This window comes from Psychrobacter immobilis, assembly GCF_904846235.1.
GTDB lineage: Bacteria > Pseudomonadota > Gammaproteobacteria > Pseudomonadales > Moraxellaceae > Psychrobacter > Psychrobacter immobilis_C.
Map to the genome: position 1 here is coordinate 50,646 of NZ_CAJGZN010000009.1, position 23,090 is coordinate 73,735.

The following is a 23,090-nucleotide window of genomic DNA, read 5'->3' on the forward strand; positions in this document are numbered from 1 at the left end:
ATAATGCTGAACTCTTCGGGCTCTTGTTAATAATTATTTTTAGACCAATTTTTTGGCTTTAAAATAATCATAACAGCAATAATGCAAAGGCTATGCCAATGTATTGCCACTCTGATAACAGATATAGTTATAGATAGATTTAATTATCAATATTTACAGTGATTTATACGATTAATATCGTTATATATTCATTAATTCCCATCAAATTAATTTTTAGAATAGCACTTAATTAGAGCACCAGTTGAGAACCAAAGGCACTTAATTGGTGCAAATACAAATATATTTATTATTGAAATGCTATTTTATAGTGCAATGTTAATAGCTGAATTTATAACACTATCCGGAATCAAACTATTCTTATTATCGACAAAATAATAAAAAATATGTTTTTACTTGGTGCTTACTTAGATAGCCCGTACCCTACATTTGATAGAAAACAAAATAGTGGTAAGATAACCGCGCGCAATAACCTCCTCTGTTATAGTCAGAGCTGCTTGTGTTCGGCAATCAAGTGACTCGATAACAGTGAGAACAAATTTCATGTTAAAAATATAATAAAACTGATAAGTTGAAGCCTTAATGATTTTGATGATCGATAATTACGATAGCTTTACGTACAATATCGTACAGTACTTCGGTGAGCTAAAGCAGGACATCACTGTCTGGCGTAATGATCAGGTCAGCATTGAGCAGATTAAAACCCTTGCACCTGATGTTATTGTGATTGGCCCAGGTCCGTGCGATCCTGACCGTGCAGGTATTTCGCTGCAAGCCATTGAGACATTTAAAGGAATTATTCCCATACTGGGTATCTGCTTGGGTCATCAAGCGATCGGTCAAGCCTTTGGCGGTCAAGTGGTCAAAGCTGGCGAAGTCATGCATGGCCGCCTATCAGCTATCTATCACAACGAGCAAGGTGTGTTTGCTGGATTACCTAACCCGTCACAAGTCACGCGCTATCATTCGCTCGTCATTGATAAGACAAGCTTGCCAGACTGCCTTGAACTCACCGCATGGACACAAAATGCCGATGGTAGTATTGAGGAAATCATGGGTATTCGTCATAAAAATTTTGCGGTAGAAGGTGTCCAGTTTCATCCTGAGTCAATATTGAGCGAAGCAGGTTATCAATTGCTCAATAACTTTTTACAGACTCACGGCTTGGCTACCCTGACATCCGATGAGCTACCAAAAGTTGGCTAGATTTGACTAAAAGCACCTTGGTAAAAATACTGCTTTCATAAGCCCATACCAAATTTCACACAGATTCACATAAAAAATAATAGTAAGCGAGACCATAATGAGTACGACAAGAATAGAAGAAACGCACACGCCAGAGAGTATTGCAAAATTGTCTGATGAACAAACACATCAATTGCTAACCACAGCTTTGGGTAGAATATTTCAACACATCGATTTAACCTTTGATGAGATGTATCAAGTGATGCTGATTATCATGCAAGGTAGATGCAGCGACGCTATGATGGGCGCTATCTTGACGGGGCTGCGCATGAAGGGCGAATCCATTGACGAGATTACTGCATCAGCCAGCGCCATGCGTGCACTAGCCGCCAACATTGAACCAAAGAACTGCGATTACTTGGTAGATATCGTTGGTACTGGCGGCGATGGTGCTAATCTGTTTAATGTCTCGACTGCATCGGCATTGGTTGTTGCGGCAGCTGGTGCACAAGTTGCTAAGCACGGCAATCGCGGCGTCTCAACCAAATCTGGTAGCTCAGACTTACTTGAGCAAGCAGGTATCAGTCTTGCGCTCACTCCAGAGCAAGCAAAAGACTGTATCGAAAACCAAGGTATCGGGTTTTTATTTGCACCCAATCATCACAGCGCCATGCGTTATGCCAACCCTGTACGCCGTGAATTAAAAGCACGTACCATCTTTAATATTTTGGGCCCATTGACCAATCCTGCTGGCACGCCAAACTTAGTCATCGGTGTATTTACCGCGCAGTTATGTGAGCCAATTGCTAAGGTGATGAAAAACTTAGGCGCACGTCATGTCATGGTAGTAGGCGCAAAAGATGGTCTTGATGAAATCAGTCTTGCGACTTCGACCACAGTCGCTGAGCTAAAAGATGGTGAGATATCAGTCTATGACATGATGCCAGAAGATGCGGGTATCGAGTCTCAAACCCTTATTGGCCTCGATGTCGACTCTCCAGCACAAAGCCTTGAGTTGATTCGTGCTGCACTATCTGGAGCTGACACTCATGACCGTGCCGTACTTAAAGCACGTGACATGATTGCGCTAAATGCAGGTGCCGCGATATACACCGCAGGACTTGCCAGCAACTACCCTAACGGTGTTAGCCGAGCACAAAAAATCATTCAAAATGGCGATGCTTTACTCAAACTTGAGTCTTTAGCCAACTATACCCAACAGCTAGTCGCTCAAGGTTAACTTATAAGCACTCATCTACTGTCTATAGTCAAAGAAATCTAAAACGGATACAAGGCAGCCAACCATAGATTGTACAAATCGTACATCTAAGGAGGATAACGCCGTAGCCATTTAGTAGTTATTAACAGCTTGCTGACTATATTTACATTTAACGATATTCGGATACCAGTATGACCACAACCCATTCAGACATACCGTCAGTGCTACAGCGCATTGTCGCCACCAAAGTAAAAGAAGTAAAAGCCGCTCGCGAAGCATTGTCTCTAGAGGACTTGAAAGCACAGATCGCAGCTGATGATAAACCGCGCCGAGGTTTTGCCGCGGCATTACGTGCTGCTGGCACTAAAGAAAATGGTATCGGTATTATTGCTGAGATTAAAAAAGCCTCACCGTCTAAAGGCATTATCAATCATAACTTTACCCCTGCTCTATTTGCGCAGCAGTATGAGCAAGCGGGCGCTAGTTGTCTGTCTGTATTGACCGATCGTGATTACTTTCAGGGCGATGACATCTATCTTATTCAAGCAGCTAATACCTCAAGCTTACCGATATTACGTAAAGACTTTATGATTGATGTCTATCAAATCTATCAATCTTACCTAATGGGCGCTGACTGCATCCTACTCATTATGGCTTGCCTAGATGATGCGCAAGTACGAGAGTTACATGCACTCAGTATTGAGCTTGGTATGGACGTATTGATAGAAGTGCATACCAAATCTGAGCTTGAGCGTGCGCTACAGTTGCCACGTTCAGTACACAATATTTATGGTATCAATAACCGTGATTTGAATACCTTTGATGTTGACCTGCAAACCACGCTTGATCTTAAAAATATTTTAAACGATGCACTCGCTGCTGATAGCGCTGAGCAAAAACCACTTATCGTGACCGAGAGTGGTATTCATAGCAGTGATGATATTCGTCTCATGCTAAGTAATGAGATTCAGCACTTTCTAATCGGTGAGCAATTTATGAAAACTGATCATCCAGGGCAAGCGTTACAATCCTTACTTGCGGGCGTCGCAGCAGACGGGTAAAGTAACTCAATAATTTATGCTTAAATATATACTAATAGCTTGAACAATGTCTGCGCTATATACATAGTTCAATCAACCATTCATCAATCAACGATACGTTAACTTTTATGTCAAACTCTCTGTTTTCAAAAGAAATGCAAGACCAGCTCAAAGAACTTAAAGGCCAGCTGAGCAAGGGCCGTGATACCAATTCACCTGAAGGTGAGAATCAAAAGCCGACTGAGCCAGTGTCGCTACCGACTCAAAAGCAAGTAAAAAAGACAGTCAAGCAGCTAGATAGTGAACACATCGATGACGATAAAGTTCTGTTTATGCAAGCCATGCATGGTGTCAATCAGCTAGAAGACAAAAATGTCCGCTCACCTGCCAGCGCAACTAAAGCAGGTAAGCCTGATGCAGCGACACTATCAAAACGTGCTGCAGCTCAAGGTAGTGAAGCCAGTGATTTAGGCGCAGGCTTGTCAGATATGCAAGCACTACTGAACCCTGTCGCTGCTGAAGCTTATTTGTCTTATAAGCAGCCTACACTGCAAAATAAAATCTTTGATCAGCTCAAAAAAGGCAAGCTGCGTTGGTATGATGCGGTAGATATCCATGGCTGTACAATAGAAGAAGCTCGCGAAGCGATGACTCAACTATTGAGCCAAGCCAAGCAGAAAAACGAAACCATGGTAAAAATCGTCCATGGTAAAGGTAGCGAAGCGATTCTAAAAACCTGTATCAATGGCTGGTTACGTCAATTGCCAGAAGTATTAGCTTTTTGCTCTGCGCCACCAAAAGATGGTGGTAACGGTGCGGTACTAGTACTACTCAAAAAACCTAAAGCAGATGGCGAATAGGTCTATTGTTAGTGATACGGTACTATATAAAAAGGACTGCTTATTTGCAGTCCTTTTTTATCAATCATCCATGGTTTAGACGTAGACTATAACGATGTTTCCTTTAATGAATACTCTCTTTCATGTACATTCCATTTAATGTGAGCTTCTCACCTTTTATTAATATATAGACTTGAGCACCTTCTAATTAGCAAAGCGAAAACACTATGAGCATACAGATTATTGAAAATACCAACGAGCTAGAACAGCAAATTGCTGCACTAATTGCCACTGAACCAAGGTTTGCTCCTGTGCATAAACAGGTTGGCACACCTAATCTTAGGCATAATGCAGGTGGGTTTGAGCAGTTGATGAGAGCGATGGTTGGTCAGCAGTTATCAGTTGCCGCCGCTGCCAGCATTTGGAAACGGTTGGTTGATGCAGAATTGATCACCCCGCAAGCAATACGTGAAGCGACAGACGATACTTTGAAGACGCAAGGATTGTCTAAGCAAAAAACTCGTTATGTACGCTCTTTAGTGGATCATGATATAGACTTTTCAGCATTAGAAACTTTGCCAAATGAAGAAGTCATAACAACCTTGACAGCCGTGACAGGGATTGGACGTTGGACAGCTGAGATGTATTTATTATTTTCGCTAAAACGTGCAGACATACTTGCAGTCGATGATTTGGCCATTAAAGTTGCGGCGATGGAGTTATTAGGCTTAGCAGAACGACCAACACCCAAGCAGCTCAAAAACTTCACTCAGCACTGGTCACCGTATCGCAGTGCTGCCAGCCTATTGCTTTGGTCGTACTACGGCTCATTACGTGATAAAACCGCAGTACCTTTATAACTAATAGAGCAAAAAACATAGCTAGTGTTATTCACTACCATTCGTGAGCAAAAAGTCTCTTTTAAGGCTGGTTCCATATAGAAAAGCCAGATTTGTTTTTAGTGTGCTTAAACTTACTTTTTCTTAGCATATGACTTTTATGCTTTAGTGCCTTAAGCGCACCACTTCTGCTGACGGTCGCCATAGAGAATTTGTGGTGACTTGCAACATCATTTTTAGCCTTGTCGCTATCTTTACGAATATCAACGCCATCGTCGTTGTAATCTTTCCTGTATACGCTTGTGTTTACTTCCTTGTTATCAGACACTTCATTATTAGCAGAGTTACTACTGTTATCTGATTCATTTCCTTCTGCTGATTCATCAGTACTACTTCCCACATGATGTTCAAGTTCAGCTTGATTAACAATCAACTGCTGAGTCGGCAATGCATGTTCTACTTTATATTTCGCGACTTTCTTTAATATATCGACAAACAAAGCGTTTTGTTTGTCATAGAACTCAATGATACCAATAGCATTCACATAAGCTTGCAACTGAATAACATAGCAATCTTGGCGCAGCTCCAAAATATTGACCTGATTCCATTCTTGATTGGTCAAATCATGCTCTTTTATAAATTCATCTAAGTCATTAACCATTTTGAATATTACGTCAAGATCAGCGGTACGCTTAATATATAAGTAGTGGAAAAAACGAAACATATCGCGAGAGGTAAAGTTTTCGATCTGCATCGATGAAAAATCACCGTTTGGTACCGTAACAATCGTCCGCGACAATGTCCGCACGCGCGATGAGCGAATACCAATGTCGATAACTGTGCCTTCGTAAGTACCGAATTTACAGTAATCACCGATACGCACAGGTGAATCAGCGACGACGACGACACTACCAACTAAGTTTTCAATTGTCTTTTGCGCACCAAGGGCCAACGCCAAACCACCCACACCCAGTGCGGCAATACCAGTGGTCAAATCAAAACCCAAATTGCCAAAAATAACAATCACTGCAAATATCAGTAATAGCGCTTTGACGACCTTACGCAGCAGTCCCAAAATTGAGACACGCTCAGTATAGTTTTTCTTGTAGCTTAGATTTACCGCTCGGGTAAATATCGCATCGATCACTCGCAATAGTAGCCAAGTCAGCGCCAACCAAGAGGCTATATCCGTAAAGCGATTGACTGGCTCACGTAGTGTCACCGATACGCCTGCATAAACCATAACTTCGGATAGTATCAATGCCATAATGACCACAGAGAGTGGCAATATTACTTTGTTAGGTAACGGCAATGGCGTACCACGCAAATACGGATAAACAATCCTTAATAAGTGGTATAGCAACCATACCGCGACATAAGTAAGTACAAAGCTAGTCACAATCATGGTGAGCGCGGCGACCAAATCAGCTAGTTGATAGCCGAAAAGCTTTTTACCATCTAAAGAATCAACCGTATAGCGCGAGACCAAGGTCGGCTCAGTATTTTCTATCACTTCTGGTACTGAGGTCAGCGTATCGCTAGAGAACTGCCAATATTGCTCATTCTGTTTTGAGACCACTCTTTCTAGCAATAGCGGAACACTTCGCTCGCCGATATTAATCACACCGACATTTTCTTGGCTAGGTGGCAGTTGGTCAGTTAGATTACCCTCAGGTGAATTGCTAATCTGTAGATCCGGCTGAAAACGCCCTCCGGCATCCAGTGCCTGTTTAAACTGTCGCACAACGGTCGTTGGGTTGTCAGACTTAGATAAGTTGAGATAATTACTTGCCAGCAGATAGTCATTTTCGCCCAGCGCACTGATAAATCCTTGTACCGTATGACGCGGTGTATCTCGGCCGAATGAATCAGGCAATGGCGTACTTACTGCCTCTCCACTACTATCATTACCCACTCCAAGAGCCCCCGCCTCAACAGCATAAGCACTATTTGGCAAGGCAATACTTAATAGCATAGCCAGTAACAGCATTGCGACTATAAATGGCATCTTAATAATATAATAGAACGAATGAGGCGAAGGACTGGGAGTCAGATTATGCTTGATAGACAAAACAAACCTCTTAATTTAGAAATGGCATGATAAATAACGAATGACGTCCATACTATAGTAACAATTATTTATAACAGCAGTACTTTTGATTACGCAATTTTGTAGCTAACTGTATTGGCATTTGGTTTCTTGATTTATAAACATCTTTAATAAAAGTGACGAGACATTCATAACCTAATTAAATAAAATAATTTTTAACTGACTATTTGGTAAATCCTCATGAATAACATTCAGCCTATCCTGAATAAACATTAGGTTAAAGTAGTTTATAAATCAAAGGATTTTATAGATAATAAGCGCAGTCTTACTTATATGATTTTTTTTGTAATTTTTGACATCCACTACGTCATAATAGTTACTTTTTATTTCTGCATTTTCATTTGATTACTTTGGAATCGACTATGTCTGTATCACGTGCATCTTCACGTACCTATCTTCGTTTAAGTATTTTGAGCGCGCTTGGCTTACTTGCAGTAAATACCGCAATGGCAGCCACCTCTGAAAACACTTCAATTGACGATAGTAACTTACCACAAGTTGAGCTTGATGAGATCATCGTAACAGCGACTCGCACACCTACTAAGGTGAGCAATGTAATTGCGCAAACACGTGTTGTGAATAGTAAAGAGCTCAAACGTTATCAAGGTCAAACGGTAATGGAAGTGCTTAGACGTCAACCAGGATTTAGTATTAAACAAGATGGCGGCATGGGTCAAAGCAGTAATTTCTACCTTCGTGGCTATGATAGCAAACGTGTATTGGTACTAATCGATGGTGTACGTTATGGCTCAATGTCATCTGGACAGCCGGCGTTAAGCTTACTCCCTGCCGATCAAATTGATCGTATTGAAATACTATATGGTGCTTCAGGCTCTAGTATCTATGGTTCAGATGCAATGGGCGGTGTTATTCAAGTCTTTACTAAAGGTAGTAATGTTGAGCAGACCAACTTTTCTGTGACTGCTGGCGTTGGTTCAAACGACCATTATGTCTATGGCGCAGCCGCGCAGTTTGCAAATGAAGCAGGTGCCAAACTGAGTCTATCTGCTAACCGTAACCAAACTAAGGGTATTACAGCTCTTGAGAATCGATCAGGAAACGATAAAGATGACGACGGTTTTAAGAGTAATAACTTTGCACTAAATACAAGTATATCTTTAACGGACACTATTACTATCGGTGCAACAGGTCTTTTTTCTAAGTCAAATACTGAGTTTGATAACTATAGTTTTGGACCAGGTCAGAATGCAGAAGTTGATCAAGAAAACGGTGCAGTATCAGCGTTCTCACAATATGAAAACGATAAAATAACAGTACAACTATCAACAGGTCAAAGTTCAGATAAAGTTGATAACAAAGTTGGTGATGAATTTGAAACGAAACAAAAACAAGCAAACTTATTAAGTATTTATCGCTTGCCTACAGGACAGCTACAGGCTGGTGCAGAATGGCTAAAGCAAGAAGTAGATGTTAATGACAATACTCCTAGCAATAATGGTAACGATAGCTATAAGATAAATGATCGCACCATAAAGAGTGGTTTCCTTGGCTATCAGCTCAACAAAGAGGCTTACGATCTTCAAGCAAACGTTCGTTTTGACGACAATTCGCAATTCGATAGCGAAAGCACCTATAGCTTAGGTTACGCTGTGAAGCTAGCACCTAGTTTACGCCTTGGCACTAGCTTCGCCACTGGTTATAGAGCACCTTCTTTGAATGACTTATATATTGAAAGTGCTTATTATGTACCAAATGAAAACTTAAAAGTTGAAGAAAGTAAAAACTTAGAAGTGTTTATCGAATCTAACAATGCATTACAGACCACACGTCTGACAGGATTTTATAGCCGTGTAAAGAATCTTATTAGCAATGAATATGATCCATCAACTTTCAAGTATCAAGCAACTAATATTGATCAAGCAGAACTGTCTGGTTACAGTTTAACGTCAGACTGGCAGATCAGTAATGTGCTATTCGGTAGCCAATATACCTATACCAATGCAGAAGAGCTTTCTGGCGCCAATAAAGGCAAACAGTTGGTCTATCGACCAGAGCATACTGGCTTAGTATATATAGGATACCAAGCTGCCGAATTTGACATTCGTACTGAAGCTGAGTATGTTGGCAAAACATATAATGTTTCAGATAACAGTACATTTATAGATGACTATACATTGTTTAATATTAGCGGTAACTATTATGTAAGCCCAAATCTGACATGGACTAGTCGTATTAACAATATAACAAATGTAGATTACTCGACCAATGAAAGCTTTGGTCAATATGCTTCACGTTATAACCAAGACGGCACCAATTTCTTTACCTCTCTAACTTACAACTGGTACTAAGCTGATTTAGCACTATAAAACTCTAGCGCTTATGTAAATATAAAAGGTCATCTAAAGGTGGCCTTTTTTTATACCTATGAAAAATATACAGGTGCTTATGCCATGACTGCTTATCATTTATCTCAGTCAATAGGTGACAATTAACCACTCATCTATTACAATAACGACCTCCGAGAGGTGTTGCGCCATAATAGTGATTTACTGCATTAACATTCTATAGTTATGCAATCACAGGTTATGTTAGGCTCGGTTAACTGTCGAGAGACCATATTTTTGGTCGCTCACAGCGCAAACAACGGCACCTGCGTTTTTATTCTTTTTATCATTCGTTAACCACTGATAGGAGCATATTATGGACGCAGTGTCTACTACACCATCTGCCCATACGATCGATCCCTCTTTCACTGACTATAAAGTCGCTGACATCAGCCTTGCTGATTACGGCCGTCGTGAAATCACCCTTGCTGAAGCCGAAATGCCTGCCCTAATGGGCCTGCGTCGTCGCTACGAAGCAGACCAGCCACTTAAAGGCGCGAAAATCGCTGGCTGTATCCACATGACTATTCAGACTGCCGTACTTATCGAGACACTAGTCGCGCTAGGTGCTGAAGTACGCTGGACATCATGTAACATCTTCTCAACTCAAGACCATGCTGCTGCTGCGATTGCTGCTGCTGGTATCTCTGTTTATGCTTGGAAAGGCGAAACAGAAGAAGAGTATGAATGGTGCCTACGTCAGCAAGTACATGTTGGCGGCGAAGCGTCAGGCCAACTTTGGGATGCTAACTTAATCTTGGATGATGGCGGTGATTTGACTGCTTTGATTCACAACGATTATGCAGAGCTGCTTGATACCATTCATGGTATCTCAGAAGAAACCACCACTGGCGTTCATCGCTTGGTTGAAATGCTTGGTAAAGGTACACTTAAAGTACCAGCCATCAACGTCAATGATGCGGTTACTAAGTCTAAAAATGACAACAAATACGGCTGCCGTCATAGCTTAAATGATGCTATCAAACGCGCTACCGATATGTTCCTTGCTGGCCGTCGCGCTTTGGTTATAGGTTATGGCGATGTAGGTAAAGGCTCTACACAAAGCTTACGCCAAGAAGGCATGATCGTACGTGTTTCAGAAGTTGACCCTATCTGTGCTATGCAGGCATGTATGGACGGTTTTGAAGTCTTATCACCATACATCGACGGTGACAACACGGGCGGCGCAGCCAGCATCAACAAGCGTTTGCTTGAAGACACTGACATGATCGTCACGACTACTGGTAACTACCATGTTTGTGATAGACATATGCTAGCAGCCCTTAAGCCTGGTGCTGTGGTATGTAACATCGGTCACTTTGATACCGAAATCGACACTCAGTTTATGCGTGATAATTGGCGCTGGGTTGAAATTAAGCCACAAGTTCATCAAATCTTCCGCTCAGACGATGAGAACGATTATTTGATCTTGCTTGCTGAAGGTCGTCTAGTGAACTTAGGTAATGCTACTGGTCACCCATCACGCGTGATGGACGGCTCATTTGCCAACCAAGTATTGGCTCAAATGTATCTGTTCGAAGAAAAATTCGCTGACTTGCCAGCTGACCAACGTACTGACAACCTATACGTAAAAGTATTGCCTAAGAAGTTAGACGAAGAAGTGGCCGCTGCGATGGTTGCAGGCTTTAACGGTACGCTAACCAAGCTGACCCAAAAGCAAGCTGAGTATTTGGGTGTGCCAGTTGAAGGTCCATTCAAGCCTGACGCTTATAAATACTAAAAGGAGCCTGACTGTGAGTAAGCCTGCTTTCTCCTTTGAGTTCTTTCCTGCAAAGACCGAGCAAGGTCACGAAAAGCTTCTCAGCACTTACGATGAGCTTAATAAGTTGTCGCCAGCTTATTTTTCGGTAACTTATGGTGCGGGCGGTTCAACCCGTAGCCGCACCTTAGATATCGTACAGGCACTAAGTGCGCGTGGTACCACTGAAATCGCGCCGCATATGTCTTGTATTGGCGATGACAAAAGTGAAATCGCTGAATTGCTAGAGTATTATAAGACTTTAGGTATTAGACGTTTAGTAGCGCTACGCGGCGACTTGCCATCAGGTCAGGTGGGCATGGGTGAACTACCATTTGCGGTAGATTTGGTAAAGTACATTCGTGAGCATTCGGGTGATCACTTCCATATCGAAGTGGCCTCCTACCCTGAAATGCACCCACAAGCGCGTAGCTTTGAGTTTGACATTGATAACTTGGTAAATAAATACCAAGCTGGTGCCAATGCGTCGATTACCCAGTTTTTCTACAACGCTGACAGCTATCTGTACTTGCGTGATAAGTTAGAGAAACGCGGTATTGATACAGTAGCTCAGCCTTTGGTCGCTGGTATCATGCCAATTACCAATTCAAGCAATCTCTTGCGTTTTGCTGATAGCTGTGGCGCCGATATTCCGCGCTATGTACGTAAGCAGTTGACGGATTTTGGCGATGATAGTAAGGCTATTCGTGAGTTTGGCTTTGATGTGGTTTATCGCTTGTGTGAACGCTTGATTGCCGAGGGCGTACCTGCCATGCATTTTTATAGCATGAACAAAGTTGAGCCAAACAAACGCTTAGTAGAAGCTTTGGGATTGACTGCTTAAATACTTAAGCGTTCTAGAATATCCTTTAATCATTCCTGAATACATTATTAATGACTGGCGCTTTTAGGAGCGCCAGTTTTTTATTGTCAAAATTTTGACCAATAGCCCTTTACCGTTTTATTCATACACTTTATCTTATTTGATTTTTAAAAATTTCTTCACTGTGTAATAATACTGCTCTAAAAATAATTATCTTTATTAAGAAAAATTCTCATAAAACAAATGTCATTAATTGTCTCAAGTGATATTCTATAGATCTAATAATAACTATACTCAATCAAATAATAGGAATAAGACCACGTGCGACGTTTTTTTTATGCCGTTAACAACGACAATACTGATACCTCACCACTGCCTAAATTGGGTGAGTTACCGCTAGGTAGCAATGTCGAATTACCAGATAGTGTTGTCCATCACTGGTGCCGTGTACTACGAGCCAATATTGGTGATCAAGGGATTTTGTTCGATGGATTTGGCGGCGAATATACAGTAGAGCTACAGGCAATCAGTAAAAAAAATGCCACTGCTACTTTGCTTACACATATAGACGACGATCGTACGGCATCTACTATCACTCAGATTGGTTTGGTAATGAGCCGCGGTGAGCGTATGGATTATGCTATTCAAAAAGCAACTGAGCTTGGAGTGACTGCCATTCAGTTACTCAGCAGCCACCATGGCGAAGTCACATTGAAACCTGCTCAAGTTGAAAAGAAACTGGCGCACTGGCAACAAGTGGCCATCGCTGCTTGTGAACAATGCGGCCTTAATCGTCCGCCCCTCATTCTTGCGCCACAACCTATCAACGAATGGCTAAGCAATACCAATTCTGACGCTAAGACTACTGAGGCTATGGCTACTGACTTTACGAAGACGAAAATGGCCGTCAGTTCTATCGTTTCTGTGCTTAGTCATGATTCTTACTACCAAGTATTAGCAAGCGCTGCAGATCTGTGTATGCAGATGAGTGTACCAGCAGCAGGACAACCTGCCATGCCTAACGCTCTATCTAATATACTCAAACAACAGACCCCTTATATCAAACTGTTGATCGGGCCTGAGGGTGGTCTGAGTCAAGATGAATGTCAGCAGGCAGAGAGTGTTGGATTTGAGCCTTGGCAAATCGGCACAAGAGTCTTGCGTACCGAGACTGCACCAGTGGTAGCGTTAGCTACTTTACATGCCTTAAGCACCTAGTAAAAACTGATAAGTACTAGTATGACTATCGTAGTTTTTATCTTTTATGCTTATAGTCAAAAATAACGTCTGTTCTTCATCGTGCATAGTAAAATGCGATGCCAACTCAATGTTAATAAATTGATAATGCAGTTCTTATTTTTATAAGCCATTATTTTGTGAGCCATTATTATGAGCGATTTTGACACTATCCCAGCATCGATTAAGCAACGGTTAATGACCGAACTGTGTGAGAGAATTGAAGATGCCATATTTATACTAGACGAAAATCTACGTTATTTATCTGTCAATCCTAGCTATGAGCTTTTGATTGGCTACAAAGAAGAGTTTTTAATCGGTCGTCCACTTGGTATATATGCTGCTGAATTTTTATCAGAAGCAGAGCAAGTAATTCTAAAAGATATCAAGAAAAACTTAAACGAACATGGTTTTTATGAACTTGATTTTTCGATGGCCAACCGTTATGGACAGAATATTGACTGTCATATTACTTATCGCAGAATTTATATAGATCAAATGGCTTATCATATTGGTATGCTGCGTGATATGTCTGCAGTTATTAAAGATCAAAAACAGGTCGCCCATTTACTCAACTATGATCAGCTCACAGGTCTCCCTAACCGCAAGGTATTTTTAAGTCAGACAAGTGACATGCTATTGGATAGTTACCAAGAGGTTGTCCTTGTACGCTTAAACATTGACCGTTATCGCAATCTTGCCAGCCTACTAGGGCCTGATGGTGCCAATGACTTAATAAAAAACTTTGTAAAAGGAGTCGAAAAGCTCAAACTGCATAATTTACGCTCTTTTTCTCACTTTGGTGGTGATGATTTCGCGCTATTGTTTGAAGTTAAAGATGCCAACATGGTACGTCATCAGCTAGACACACTCATGCAAATGTGTGAGCGTCCCTTCTCTACTGATAAGAGCCATGCAACAGATGCAAATATCTATTACCATATTTCTGTGGGTGTCAGCTGTTTTCCAAAAGACGATAACGAAGTAACGGGTTTATTGACCAAAGCAGAAAAAGCATTGGACTATGTCAAGCAGCAAGGTGGCGATGATATTCGTTGGTATGATGAGACCATTGAAAGCGCCACCGCTGGTAGCTTAGAGTTAGAGTCTGAGCTTAGGACTGCTACCCTTGAAGGTCAGTTCGTTCCTTACTATCAGCCAAAGTTCTCATTGGAGACTGGGGCTATCACAGGTTTTGAAGCATTGGTACGTTGGCAACATCCTACTCGCGGATTACTCAAGCCCGTTCATTTCATCAATGCCATTATCGCGCACAAGCTCTCCTTTGATTTGTTTTCGCAACTGGCCATTAAGATTGTCAAACAACTAGCCGTTTGGCAACAGCAAGGGTTTCAGCAACACGTCTGTATCAACGCTGATGCCGCGGAATTTAGCCACCCTGACTTCTTTGATATGGTGAGCACACTACTGACAGAGAATGGCGTTGCTGCCCATCAATTGCATATCGAAGTGACCGAATCGTCTTTGATTCAGCGTCATGACAATGTAAAAAAACAGCTTAACTCGCTTAGAGAGCTTGGCGTACGTCTAGCGCTCGATGATTTCGGTACTGGTTATGCATCATTGAGCTACTTGCAAGAATATCCATTTGATTTTATCAAGATTGATAAGAGCTTTATCTCTAATATTGAAACCGATCGTACCCAGCACGCAATTGTAAAAGCCATTTTAGACTTAGCAGTCGCTTTAGACATGCAGGTCGTTGCTGAAGGTATCGAAACTGAGCAGCAGCGTGATGTGTTGTTAGATATGGGTTGCAAAATTGGTCAGGGTTATTGGTTTAGCAAACCCGTGGCTGCTGATGTCGCCACTGCGATGCTGATTAAACAAAATGCTTCTGAGTAAACGCTAAGCTATTCGCTATAAGTTATTAACCATAAGCTACTATGTTCAGACTCCTAGCATACGATCATGTTTGATGTTTATCACGGTTTATCGCGTGTATATCTGTGAAATAACTTATATGCTCGGTTCTACCAAATAGTGTTGTCATTTATACCGATGCGTTTGTCTTTATGGCGAACGCTATTTTTTTGGCTGTCGTTTTTTCATGTTAATACTAATCATATAAAGGACTATCTGTCTTAGTAACGTTAGAGTTTTCATATGCTTAATGCTGCTGCTTCCTAGCGCCTAACGTCGATTGCATAACCGATGCAAGATAGGTTCATGACTTATCAGTCCTGTCACCAAACTTGTATAATCACCTATGAAAGCCTATCTTTTATAGTGAATTTGTTAGAGTACATTTAATCTATCATTGACTCTGATAATCACCACTCTTTTTAACACTATTTTATGTAATCGATAGCATGGTTGACCTGCTTTACTGTTTATCATTTATTTAGATTTTCAGATTGGCTAGGTAAGAATAACGCACTAGAGGATAGTGCGACCATATGCTCATTATTGGCTATGATCGGTTACATTCCAAAAAGGACAGGAAGTTATGCAATACAAAGCGCCCTTACGTGATATCCAATTCGTTATGCATGAACTACTCGATAGTGAAAGCCACTACAAAACTCTGCCTGCGTTCCAAGAAGCTGACCGCGAGCTAATGGACAGCCTATTTGAAATGGCTGCAAGCTTTGCTGAAAACGAACTGTCACCATTGAACCAAAGCGGTGATGCTGAAGGCTGTAAGTTTGATAATGGTAAGGTCACCACGCCAAAAGGCTTTAAAGAAGCTTATGACGCGTATTGTGAGCTTGGCTTCCCTGCTTTATCTGCTGAAGAAGATTTTGGCGGTCAAAACATGCCGTTCTCATTATCTACTGTCATCAATGAAATGGTTGGTACGGCTAACTGGTCATTCTCTATGTACCCTGGCCTATCACATGGTGCTATTCAAACCATCGAGCATCATGGTACTGACGAGCAAAAACAAACCTATTTAGAAAAAATGGTCACTGGCGAATGGTCAGGCACCATGTGTCTTACAGAAGCGCATGCTGGTTCTGACTTGGGTATTATCCGTACCAAAGCTGAGCCTAAAGAAGATGGTAGCTATAGCATCACGGGGCAAAAGATTTTTATCTCTGCCGGTGAGCATGACCTAACTAGCAACATTATCCATATTGTATTGGCTCGTCTACCAGGCGCACCTGCTGGCACCAAAGGTATCTCACTATTTATCGTTCCTAAAATGACGGTAAACGCAGATGGTAGCATTGGCGAAAGCAACAATGTCGTTTGTGGCTCTATCGAACACAAAATGGGTATCAAGGCCTCTGCAACTTGTGTCATGAACTTCGATGGTGCAACGGGTTACTTGATTGGACCTGAAAACCGCGGCCTACAGTGTATGTTCACCTTTATGAACGTGGCACGTATCGGTACTGCTGTGCAAGGTTTGACTGCAGCAGAGTATGCGTTTCAAGGTTCATTGACTTATGCAAAAGACCGCTTAGCGATGCGTTCACTATCAGGTACGAAAGCACCAGAAAAAGCCGCTGATCCTATCATTGTACATCCAGCTGTTCGTAACATGTTGTTGACTGAAAAAGCCTTTGCTGAAGGTGGTCGTGCGCTAGTTTATTATCTCTCACACTTTGCAGATACCGTTGCAAAAGGCGAAGGCGAAGAGTTGAAGTTTGCTGACCAAATGTTATCACTACTGACACCAATTGCTAAAGCGTTCTTGACTGAAACAGGTCTAGAAGCTGCCAACCATGGTATTCAGGTTTATGGTGGTCATGGTTTCGTTAGCGAATGGGGTATGGAGCAGAACGTACGTGATACGCGCATTTCTTGCTTATACGAAGGTACCACAGAGATTCAAGCGCTTGATTTATTAGGCCGTAAAGTTCTAGGTTCACAAGGTAAACTACTTGCTAACTTTGTAAACGTTATCCAAGAATTCTGTGAAGAAAACAAAGAAAACGACGAGATGGGTCAGTTTATCCGCACACTTGCCAAGCATCTTAAAGAATGGGGCGATTTAACTGCACGCATCGGTATGCAAGCAACTGAAACGCCAGACGCTGTCGGCGGCGCTGCAGTAGACTATATGTATTTCAGTGGTTATGTGACCCTAGCTTACTTATGGGCACGTATGGCACTGGTTGCTCAAACTGCTATCGCAAACGGTACTGGCGAAAAAGCATTCTATGACGCTAAAGTTAAAACAGCTCAGTTCTACTTTGCTAAGCTATTGCCACGTACGACTACGCACGTACAGCGTATCAGCACTGGTGTAGAGCCATACATGAGCATGGACGTTGATCAGTTTTCCTTTTAATTAAAGCGCTAAACTTTGCAATCGTATAGTCTTGAGCGGCAATATACTTCGGTGTGTTGCCGCTTTGTTTTGCGCGTGCTTATGACAACTATCAACATAGTTTTAACAGTAGCAACTATCTATAAGCACCGACCTGTCTACCTTCTCACATTATAGTTATCAGCGAGGTGTCTATAAGTACTTCAATAGCCGCTGCTAACTTTTGGTGTACGCACAATTCACGAAGAAATACACTCGCTCACAAGCTTATTTGTTAAACTTTGATTATTAATCGCTAAGGTTATACCAAGAAAACAGTTGATAATCTTAACAACTTCAATTTTAATTATTTGAACCAAAGGAATGTTTATGGCTGTTTATAATGCCCCTCTTAATGACATGCGCTTTATCTTAAATGACGTATTTAAGGCGCCAGAGTTTTGGCAAAACAACGAAAACTTGGCTCATGTCGACATGGAAACTGTCGATATGATTTTAGAAGAAATGGGAAAACTGTCAAAAAACATTCTACTTCCTATTAACCGTAGCGGTGATGAAGAAGGCGCAACTTTCGAAGGTGATGGCGTCGTCACGACTCCGACAGGATTTAAAGAAGCCTATAAGCAATATGCTGAGTCAGGCTGGGTTGGCTTAAGCGGTAATGCTGAATACGGCGGTCAGGGCTTCCCTAAAATGGTTACCATGCTCACCGAAGAGATGGTTTTCACTGCCAACCAATCATTTGCCCTGTATCCAAACCTAACAGTAGGCGCGACGCTTTGCTTAAATGCGGCTGGTTCTGAAGAGCAAAAGCAAACTTATCTAGAAAAAATGTACAACGGCGAATGGGCGGGCACCATGTGCTTGACAGAGCCGCATGCTGGTACTGATTTGGGTATTATCAAAACCAAAGCCGTGCCTAATGATGATGGTAGCTATGATATCTCTGGTACCAAAATCTTTATCACTGGTGGTGAGCATGACCTTACTGACAATATCATTCATTTGGTATTGGCAAAAACACCAAATGCACCAGAAGGCTCAAAAGGCATCTCACTATTTGTCGTACCAAAATTCTTGGTCAATGCAGATGGTAGCTTAGGCGAGCGCAATACGTTAGCGGTAGGCTCTATCGAACACAAAATGGGTATCAAAGCCTCTGCAACTTGTGTCATGAACTTTGATAACGCCAAAGGCTGGATGGTTGGCGCGGAAAACACTGGTCTATCATCAATGTTTATCATGATGAACTATGAGCGTGTCACTATGGGCTTGCAAGGCCTTGGTGGCTCTGAGCTTGCCTATCAAAATGCAGCATTATATGCCAATGACCGTGGTCAAGGCCGTAGCGATACACAGCTACAAAGCCCAGAAAAACCCGCTGATGCTATTATCCATCATGCTGACGTCCGTCGTATGCTATTGAACGCCAAAGTAAACACTGAAGCGTCGCGCTGTTTTGCGATGTATGTTGCCAAAAATCTTGATGAAGAGAAGTTTAGTACCGATCCTGAGTCAGCCAAAGCAGCTGCGGCTCGTGTTGCCCTACTGACACCGGTTGCTAAAGCGTTCCTGACTGATAAAGCACTAGAAGCCACTGTTGATTGTCAGCAAGTATTTGGTGGTCATGGCTATATCCGCGAATGGGGTATGGAGCAGATCGTTCGTGATACACGTATTGCACAGATTTATGAAGGTACCAACGGTATTCAAGCGCTTGACTTACTAGGTCGTAAAGTTGCTCGTAACAACGGTAAGTACGTCACTCACTTCTTGGGTGAGATTCGTGACTTTGTTAGCAACATGCAAGCAGACCACGCTATCAAACAAGCTACGCTGAGTGCAGCGGATACTATTGAAGAGCTAACCACCACTGTGCTTAACAACATTGGCGAACGCAAAAACGAAATCAATGGCTGTGCGGTTGACTACATGCATGCGTTTGGCTACCTTGCCTACTCGTACATGTTTGCGTTGATGGTAGAAGCCGCTAATGGTAAAGAAGGCGAGTTTTATACCAATAAAGCCAAGCTTGCGGATTACTTCGTCGGTCGTGTCCTACCGCGTATCGACGCTCATGCACAAATGGTCAAAGCCGGTAGTGATCCAATGATGAACTTTGATCTTGATTACTTTGATGTACCTGCTAGCTAATCGGTCGCGATTGGCACATTAAAATATATAAAAAAGGGACAGCTAGGTGACTGTCCCTTTTTTTGCCCAAACCATTTGGTCTGTGTTATAGGTCTATGCTATGGAAATCTATGGATATCAAGATATTCGTGAGTAATTTGACGCCGTTTGATAGTATTTAGCCATTTTAGTCCATTTAGGTGACTGTCGATTGTATTAAGGACACGCCCTAGTGAGACCCGATTGCGCAAAGGCGCAAATCTCTATATCAATGGCAAAAGCATAGGTATCACGCGCGCGTTTTATCGCCTCAAAGCTACGTAGGTCTGTTTTTTGATCGGTCTCAACGAAAGTGCGCAGCCCGACGGTACTTTTTTTATAGCCATCTCAATCACTCTTGAGGCACGCGCGTACACATCTGCTTCCGTGAACGCCTCTTTCGCTTTTCCCGTCTCCTCTACCGCTTCTTCTAAGTTTCCTTGTTCTATAGTACAGCGATCTAAAATACAGGCTTTATCCAGATGAGTATGACTGTCATAAAAGCCGCCACAGACAAAGTTACCTTGAGCATCGTAACTCGCGGCTGATGGATTTACTGACTGTCTTGGCTGTTAGCATTATCGTCAGCTATATCCTCAATACGAGCAATATGCTGGTCTGTTATTAAGATATTTACAAGGGTTTTATGAGTCGCTAATCGGGCGTTTTTTATGATTAAGTCAGTCATTATGAGTTATTCCATTAGATGATATTGGATTAAAAATAGTGCAGGTCAAACAGCTTTTCTCGAATATTACGACCAGCCTACCACGCTAACAAAGAACAAAAAGCTCAATAATTATTGATTGCTTCTTTAAGCGGTAGCTATATAGCGATGACTGGTTGGTTCTAGTGATGCTAAGAGTCGAATTGTTTACTATAATAGCTGCCACTGAAGTTATTATGTAAATTATCTAATTAGTTAAATATAATAATTTAGATTCACTAATCATAGTGTGGTTTTATTATTAATATACAGTGATAGCTTTAGATAAAACACGGCACAAACAATCACTTTATTTTTAAAATAAAGTATAAGTGCTTCACCATTTAAAATAATTGAGGAAAGAAAATGTCAAATATCGATCAGTCTTTACAAGAGTTAATGCAAGTTGATGGCGCTATGGGTACCTGTATTGTCGACTATATGTCAGGCATGGTACTAGGCATGGCTGGTGGCGGCGTCGATTTAGAGCTTGCTGGTGCGGGTAACTCGCAAGTGGTCAAAGCCAAAATGGCGACGATGGAATCATTAGGTATCAAAGGTGATATCGATGATATCTTGATTACTCTAGAATCACAGATTCATATCATTCGCCCATCAGCGCATAACGAAGGTTTGTTTTTGTACTTGGTACTCGATAAAGCCAAATCAAACCTAGCTTTGGCGCGCCGTAAAGTACAAGGCATCGAAGCTAAGCTTGAAGTATAAATAAGCTAAAATCACGCTTCTTATTATTGAGTCATTGCTATTGCTGCCACTTTAAAGAGCGATGACTCAATACTCACCCCTTAATTATCAGTAGCTATCGTCATCATTGAACAAGCTACTTTATATGCCTTATTTAAGTGAGGGCAACATGAAATGTATTGCGTATGTCAGTAGAACCACAGCCAATGAGCGCGGTATCAATCTGCCTGCCGGTTTGTCAAACATCGTACAGATATCTCGCAAACGCAATACAGCCGCGCAAATCACAGGTGTTCTATCCTATCGCCGAGGCCAGTACGTGCAAGTGCTAGAAGGGCCGGCTATCGAGATCGATGACTTGATGAAAAAGGTATTGGCTGATCCTAGGCATAACGATATATGGGTGTTTGTCGACGAAAAAGTGACGAAGCGTAGCTTCGATAAGTGGAGGGTCAGTATCTTTGATTTTATCGATCAAGGCCCTATTTTTAAGACATTTATTGAAGACCATCAACAGACATTAGATGCTTTTACGTTTGAGCAAAAAGCACGTCTGCAAGATTTTATCAATTTAGGCAATAACAATGCCATAGCGACTCATTATTACGATGGCAAATATCTAAAACTGCTGGCATGGCCTGACCTTAATCGGACCAGTCAACCGCAGCTGATCATGAATCTTTGCGTCAAATTGACCAAAAACCCTTATCCTTTTGATAGTTTAGTCGCGAGTGATGAGTTTGGGACTTATGATCAGGTCACTGATATTATCAAAGATTTTGAGTCATTAGGGATACTGACGGTGACCGAGCCTGCGCCCAGTGCTGTGTCAGAGCCGGCCAAACCACAAGATATACCAGCAAAAAAACCGAGCAGGTTTTATGGTGCGATTAAAAGATTTTTAGGAATGGGGTAAGCAGTGGACTATCAGAAGCTAGCGATAATCGGAGAAGTAGGTGCCGGAAAAACTCGGCTGGTCAAGACTTTAAGCGAGATAAGTCCTCTTGAAACTGAAGCCAAGTCTAGTATCGATATAGGCAAGGAATATACGACTGTCGGTATCGACTATGGACGTATCACCTTAGCCGATGATATGGCATTAGGTATTTATGGAGTGCCAGGTCAAGAGCGTTATTCTTTTTTGTGGGAGTTTGTCAATCGCTCTTTGTGGGGTCTGCTTATTTTGATTAAGTATGGCGACATCCCTGACTATAATAACTTGGACAAACTGCTGACTTTTTTTGCACCAGAAAAAAACCAAACCACTTGTATCGTAGGAGTGACCCACTGTGAGGACGCCGACCCTGCAAGCCTAGCGGCGCTAGGACAAGAGGTTAGAGCGGTACTCATGCATCATAATGTAGTCGCGCCTATTATCAATGCCGACCCTAGAAGCCGAGAGTCCGCTATTGGTCTATTGCAGCTATTTAATACTCTTAATAATGAACAGTAATGTTAGATACGATTATGATAAATGAAAACTCCCAAGCAAAAGCGGTGCTCTCAAGCTGTATCAAAGAGCTTTGTGAAGCCAATAGAGAAATTGCGCTCGTGACTTTGTGTACCACTGATGGCTTTCCCATTAGTTGTTTTTCGATAAACGAGCTGAGCAATCAAGCAGATAAGTTTGCGGCGATGAGTAGCACGCTTTCAGCACTCAGCGATTCGTCTGCTAGCCAAATGCAGCAAGGAGAGTGTGAGATCACTATCGTGGAGGCGACGTCGGGTAATATGCTGTTTGTAAAAACAGACTACCTGAGTAAGCCTTGCGTGCTGACTGTGGTTGCCAAAAACAAGATGACGTTAGCCGAAGCCAGATATAAGACAAAAAGACTCGCCAATGAGATAACGGCTATCAGCGCATAAAGCGAC

General features: G+C 42.0%; 17 protein-coding genes. 16 read left to right on the forward strand and 1 reads right to left on the reverse strand.

Going from position 1 to position 23,090, the window contains the following annotated elements; genetic code table 11:
* Nucleotides 1-579: 579 nt before the first annotated feature.
* The 5 genes from JMX07_RS07670 (at nucleotide 580) to JMX07_RS07690 (ending at nucleotide 5,140) form a co-directional block, all read left to right on the forward strand.
* Nucleotides 580-1,203 carry an anthranilate synthase component II gene (locus tag JMX07_RS07670; protein WP_201607243.1) on the forward strand — a complete coding sequence of 208 codons (624 nt, stop codon included), beginning with the start codon at nucleotides 580-582 and terminating at the stop codon, nucleotides 1,201-1,203.
* Between the two features lie 97 nt (nucleotides 1,204-1,300).
* A complete protein-coding gene (gene trpD / locus JMX07_RS07675; protein ID WP_201607244.1) occupies nucleotides 1,301-2,422 on the forward strand; it encodes an anthranilate phosphoribosyltransferase in 1,122 nt (373 codons plus the stop codon).
* Nucleotides 2,423-2,592: 170 nt separating this feature from the next.
* The gene (gene trpC / locus JMX07_RS07680; RefSeq protein WP_201607246.1) at nucleotides 2,593-3,462 is read left to right on the forward strand and encodes an indole-3-glycerol phosphate synthase TrpC; all 870 of its coding nucleotides are present in this window, start codon (nucleotides 2,593-2,595) and stop codon (nucleotides 3,460-3,462) included.
* 107 nt (nucleotides 3,463-3,569) lie between these two features.
* Nucleotides 3,570-4,301 carry a Smr/MutS family protein gene (locus tag JMX07_RS07685; RefSeq protein ID WP_179798976.1) on the forward strand — a complete coding sequence of 244 codons (732 nt, stop codon included), beginning with the start codon at nucleotides 3,570-3,572 and terminating at the stop codon, nucleotides 4,299-4,301.
* Nucleotides 4,302-4,507: 206 nt separating this feature from the next.
* Nucleotides 4,508-5,140: a DNA-3-methyladenine glycosylase family protein gene (locus JMX07_RS07690; RefSeq protein WP_201607248.1), complete on the forward strand. Its 633-nt coding sequence runs from the start codon at nucleotides 4,508-4,510 to the stop codon at nucleotides 5,138-5,140.
* Between the two features lie 61 nt (nucleotides 5,141-5,201).
* Here the strand turns inward: JMX07_RS07690 and JMX07_RS07695 are convergent, their stop codons facing one another.
* Nucleotides 5,202-7,127: a mechanosensitive ion channel family protein gene (locus tag JMX07_RS07695; protein ID WP_201607332.1), complete on the reverse strand. Its 1,926-nt coding sequence runs from the start codon at nucleotides 7,125-7,127 to the stop codon at nucleotides 5,202-5,204.
* A 464-nt stretch (nucleotides 7,128-7,591) separates the two neighbouring features.
* On the opposite strand from JMX07_RS07695, the gene JMX07_RS07700 reads away from it, so the two are divergent.
* The 11 genes from JMX07_RS07700 to JMX07_RS07750 all read left to right on the forward strand — a co-directional run bounded on the left by JMX07_RS07700 (nucleotide 7,592) and on the right by JMX07_RS07750 (nucleotide 23,084).
* Entirely contained in the window at nucleotides 7,592-9,538 is a 1,947-nt protein-coding gene (locus JMX07_RS07700) for a TonB-dependent receptor plug domain-containing protein (RefSeq protein ID WP_201607250.1), read from the forward strand.
* A 352-nt stretch (nucleotides 9,539-9,890) separates the two neighbouring features.
* Nucleotides 9,891-11,315, forward strand: coding sequence for an adenosylhomocysteinase (gene ahcY / locus JMX07_RS07705; protein WP_201607252.1), 1,425 nt, complete (start codon nucleotides 9,891-9,893; stop codon nucleotides 11,313-11,315).
* 13 nt (nucleotides 11,316-11,328) lie between these two features.
* Nucleotides 11,329-12,177, forward strand: a complete 849-nt coding sequence (metF, locus tag JMX07_RS07710; protein WP_201607254.1) for a methylenetetrahydrofolate reductase [NAD(P)H] — start codon at nucleotides 11,329-11,331, stop codon at nucleotides 12,175-12,177.
* 300 nt (nucleotides 12,178-12,477) lie between these two features.
* Complete coding sequence (locus tag JMX07_RS07715; RefSeq protein WP_201607256.1) at nucleotides 12,478-13,374, forward strand: 16S rRNA (uracil(1498)-N(3))-methyltransferase; 897 nt, start codon at nucleotides 12,478-12,480, stop codon at nucleotides 13,372-13,374.
* Between the two features lie 171 nt (nucleotides 13,375-13,545).
* Entirely contained in the window at nucleotides 13,546-15,258 is a 1,713-nt protein-coding gene (locus tag JMX07_RS07720) for a putative bifunctional diguanylate cyclase/phosphodiesterase (RefSeq protein WP_201607257.1), read from the forward strand.
* A 604-nt stretch (nucleotides 15,259-15,862) separates the two neighbouring features.
* Nucleotides 15,863-17,656, forward strand: a complete 1,794-nt coding sequence (locus tag JMX07_RS07725) for an acyl-CoA dehydrogenase C-terminal domain-containing protein (protein ID WP_201607258.1) — start codon at nucleotides 15,863-15,865, stop codon at nucleotides 17,654-17,656.
* Between the two features lie 348 nt (nucleotides 17,657-18,004).
* Nucleotides 18,005-19,789 (forward strand): acyl-CoA dehydrogenase C-terminal domain-containing protein, encoded by a 1,785-nt coding sequence (locus JMX07_RS07730; RefSeq protein WP_201607259.1) that lies wholly within the window; start codon nucleotides 18,005-18,007, stop codon nucleotides 19,787-19,789.
* 1,090 nt (nucleotides 19,790-20,879) lie between these two features.
* On the forward strand, nucleotides 20,880-21,239 hold the full coding sequence (locus tag JMX07_RS07735; RefSeq protein ID WP_201607260.1) for a hypothetical protein: 360 nt from the start codon (nucleotides 20,880-20,882) through the stop codon (nucleotides 21,237-21,239).
* A 148-nt stretch (nucleotides 21,240-21,387) separates the two neighbouring features.
* Nucleotides 21,388-22,134, forward strand: coding sequence for a BLUF domain-containing protein (locus tag JMX07_RS07740; protein ID WP_201607261.1), 747 nt, complete (start codon nucleotides 21,388-21,390; stop codon nucleotides 22,132-22,134).
* Between the two features lie 3 nt (nucleotides 22,135-22,137).
* Nucleotides 22,138-22,671, forward strand: a complete 534-nt coding sequence (locus JMX07_RS07745; RefSeq protein ID WP_201587188.1) for a GTP-binding protein — start codon at nucleotides 22,138-22,140, stop codon at nucleotides 22,669-22,671.
* Nucleotides 22,671-23,084 (forward strand): roadblock/LC7 domain-containing protein, encoded by a 414-nt coding sequence (locus JMX07_RS07750; protein ID WP_201607262.1) that lies wholly within the window; start codon nucleotides 22,671-22,673, stop codon nucleotides 23,082-23,084. Before JMX07_RS07745 ends, JMX07_RS07750 begins: the two co-directional genes overlap by 1 nt.
* Nucleotides 23,085-23,090: the final 6 nt, after the last annotated feature.

Bases quoted from the DNA above. Each gene is read 5' to 3' on its own strand.
- JMX07_RS07670 (WP_201607243.1), top strand. From the start codon at position 580: ATGATTTTGATGATCGATAATTACGATAGCTTTACGTACAATATCGTA.
- trpD (WP_201607244.1), top strand. From the start codon at position 1,301: ATGAGTACGACAAGAATAGAAGAAACGCACACGCCAGAGAGTATTGCA.
- trpC (WP_201607246.1), top strand. From the start codon at position 2,593: ATGACCACAACCCATTCAGACATACCGTCAGTGCTACAGCGCATTGTC.
- JMX07_RS07685 (WP_179798976.1), top strand. From the start codon at position 3,570: ATGTCAAACTCTCTGTTTTCAAAAGAAATGCAAGACCAGCTCAAAGAA.
- JMX07_RS07690 (WP_201607248.1), top strand. From the start codon at position 4,508: ATGAGCATACAGATTATTGAAAATACCAACGAGCTAGAACAGCAAATT.
- JMX07_RS07695 (WP_201607332.1), bottom strand. From the start codon at position 7,127: ATGCCATTTATAGTCGCAATGCTGTTACTGGCTATGCTATTAAGTATT.
- JMX07_RS07700 (WP_201607250.1), top strand. From the start codon at position 7,592: ATGTCTGTATCACGTGCATCTTCACGTACCTATCTTCGTTTAAGTATT.
- ahcY (WP_201607252.1), top strand. From the start codon at position 9,891: ATGGACGCAGTGTCTACTACACCATCTGCCCATACGATCGATCCCTCT.
- JMX07_RS07720 (WP_201607257.1), top strand. From the start codon at position 13,546: ATGAGCGATTTTGACACTATCCCAGCATCGATTAAGCAACGGTTAATG.
- JMX07_RS07725 (WP_201607258.1), top strand. From the start codon at position 15,863: ATGCAATACAAAGCGCCCTTACGTGATATCCAATTCGTTATGCATGAA.
- JMX07_RS07730 (WP_201607259.1), top strand. From the start codon at position 18,005: ATGGCTGTTTATAATGCCCCTCTTAATGACATGCGCTTTATCTTAAAT.
- JMX07_RS07735 (WP_201607260.1), top strand. From the start codon at position 20,880: ATGTCAAATATCGATCAGTCTTTACAAGAGTTAATGCAAGTTGATGGC.
- JMX07_RS07740 (WP_201607261.1), top strand. From the start codon at position 21,388: ATGAAATGTATTGCGTATGTCAGTAGAACCACAGCCAATGAGCGCGGT.
- JMX07_RS07750 (WP_201607262.1), top strand. From the start codon at position 22,671: ATGTTAGATACGATTATGATAAATGAAAACTCCCAAGCAAAAGCGGTG.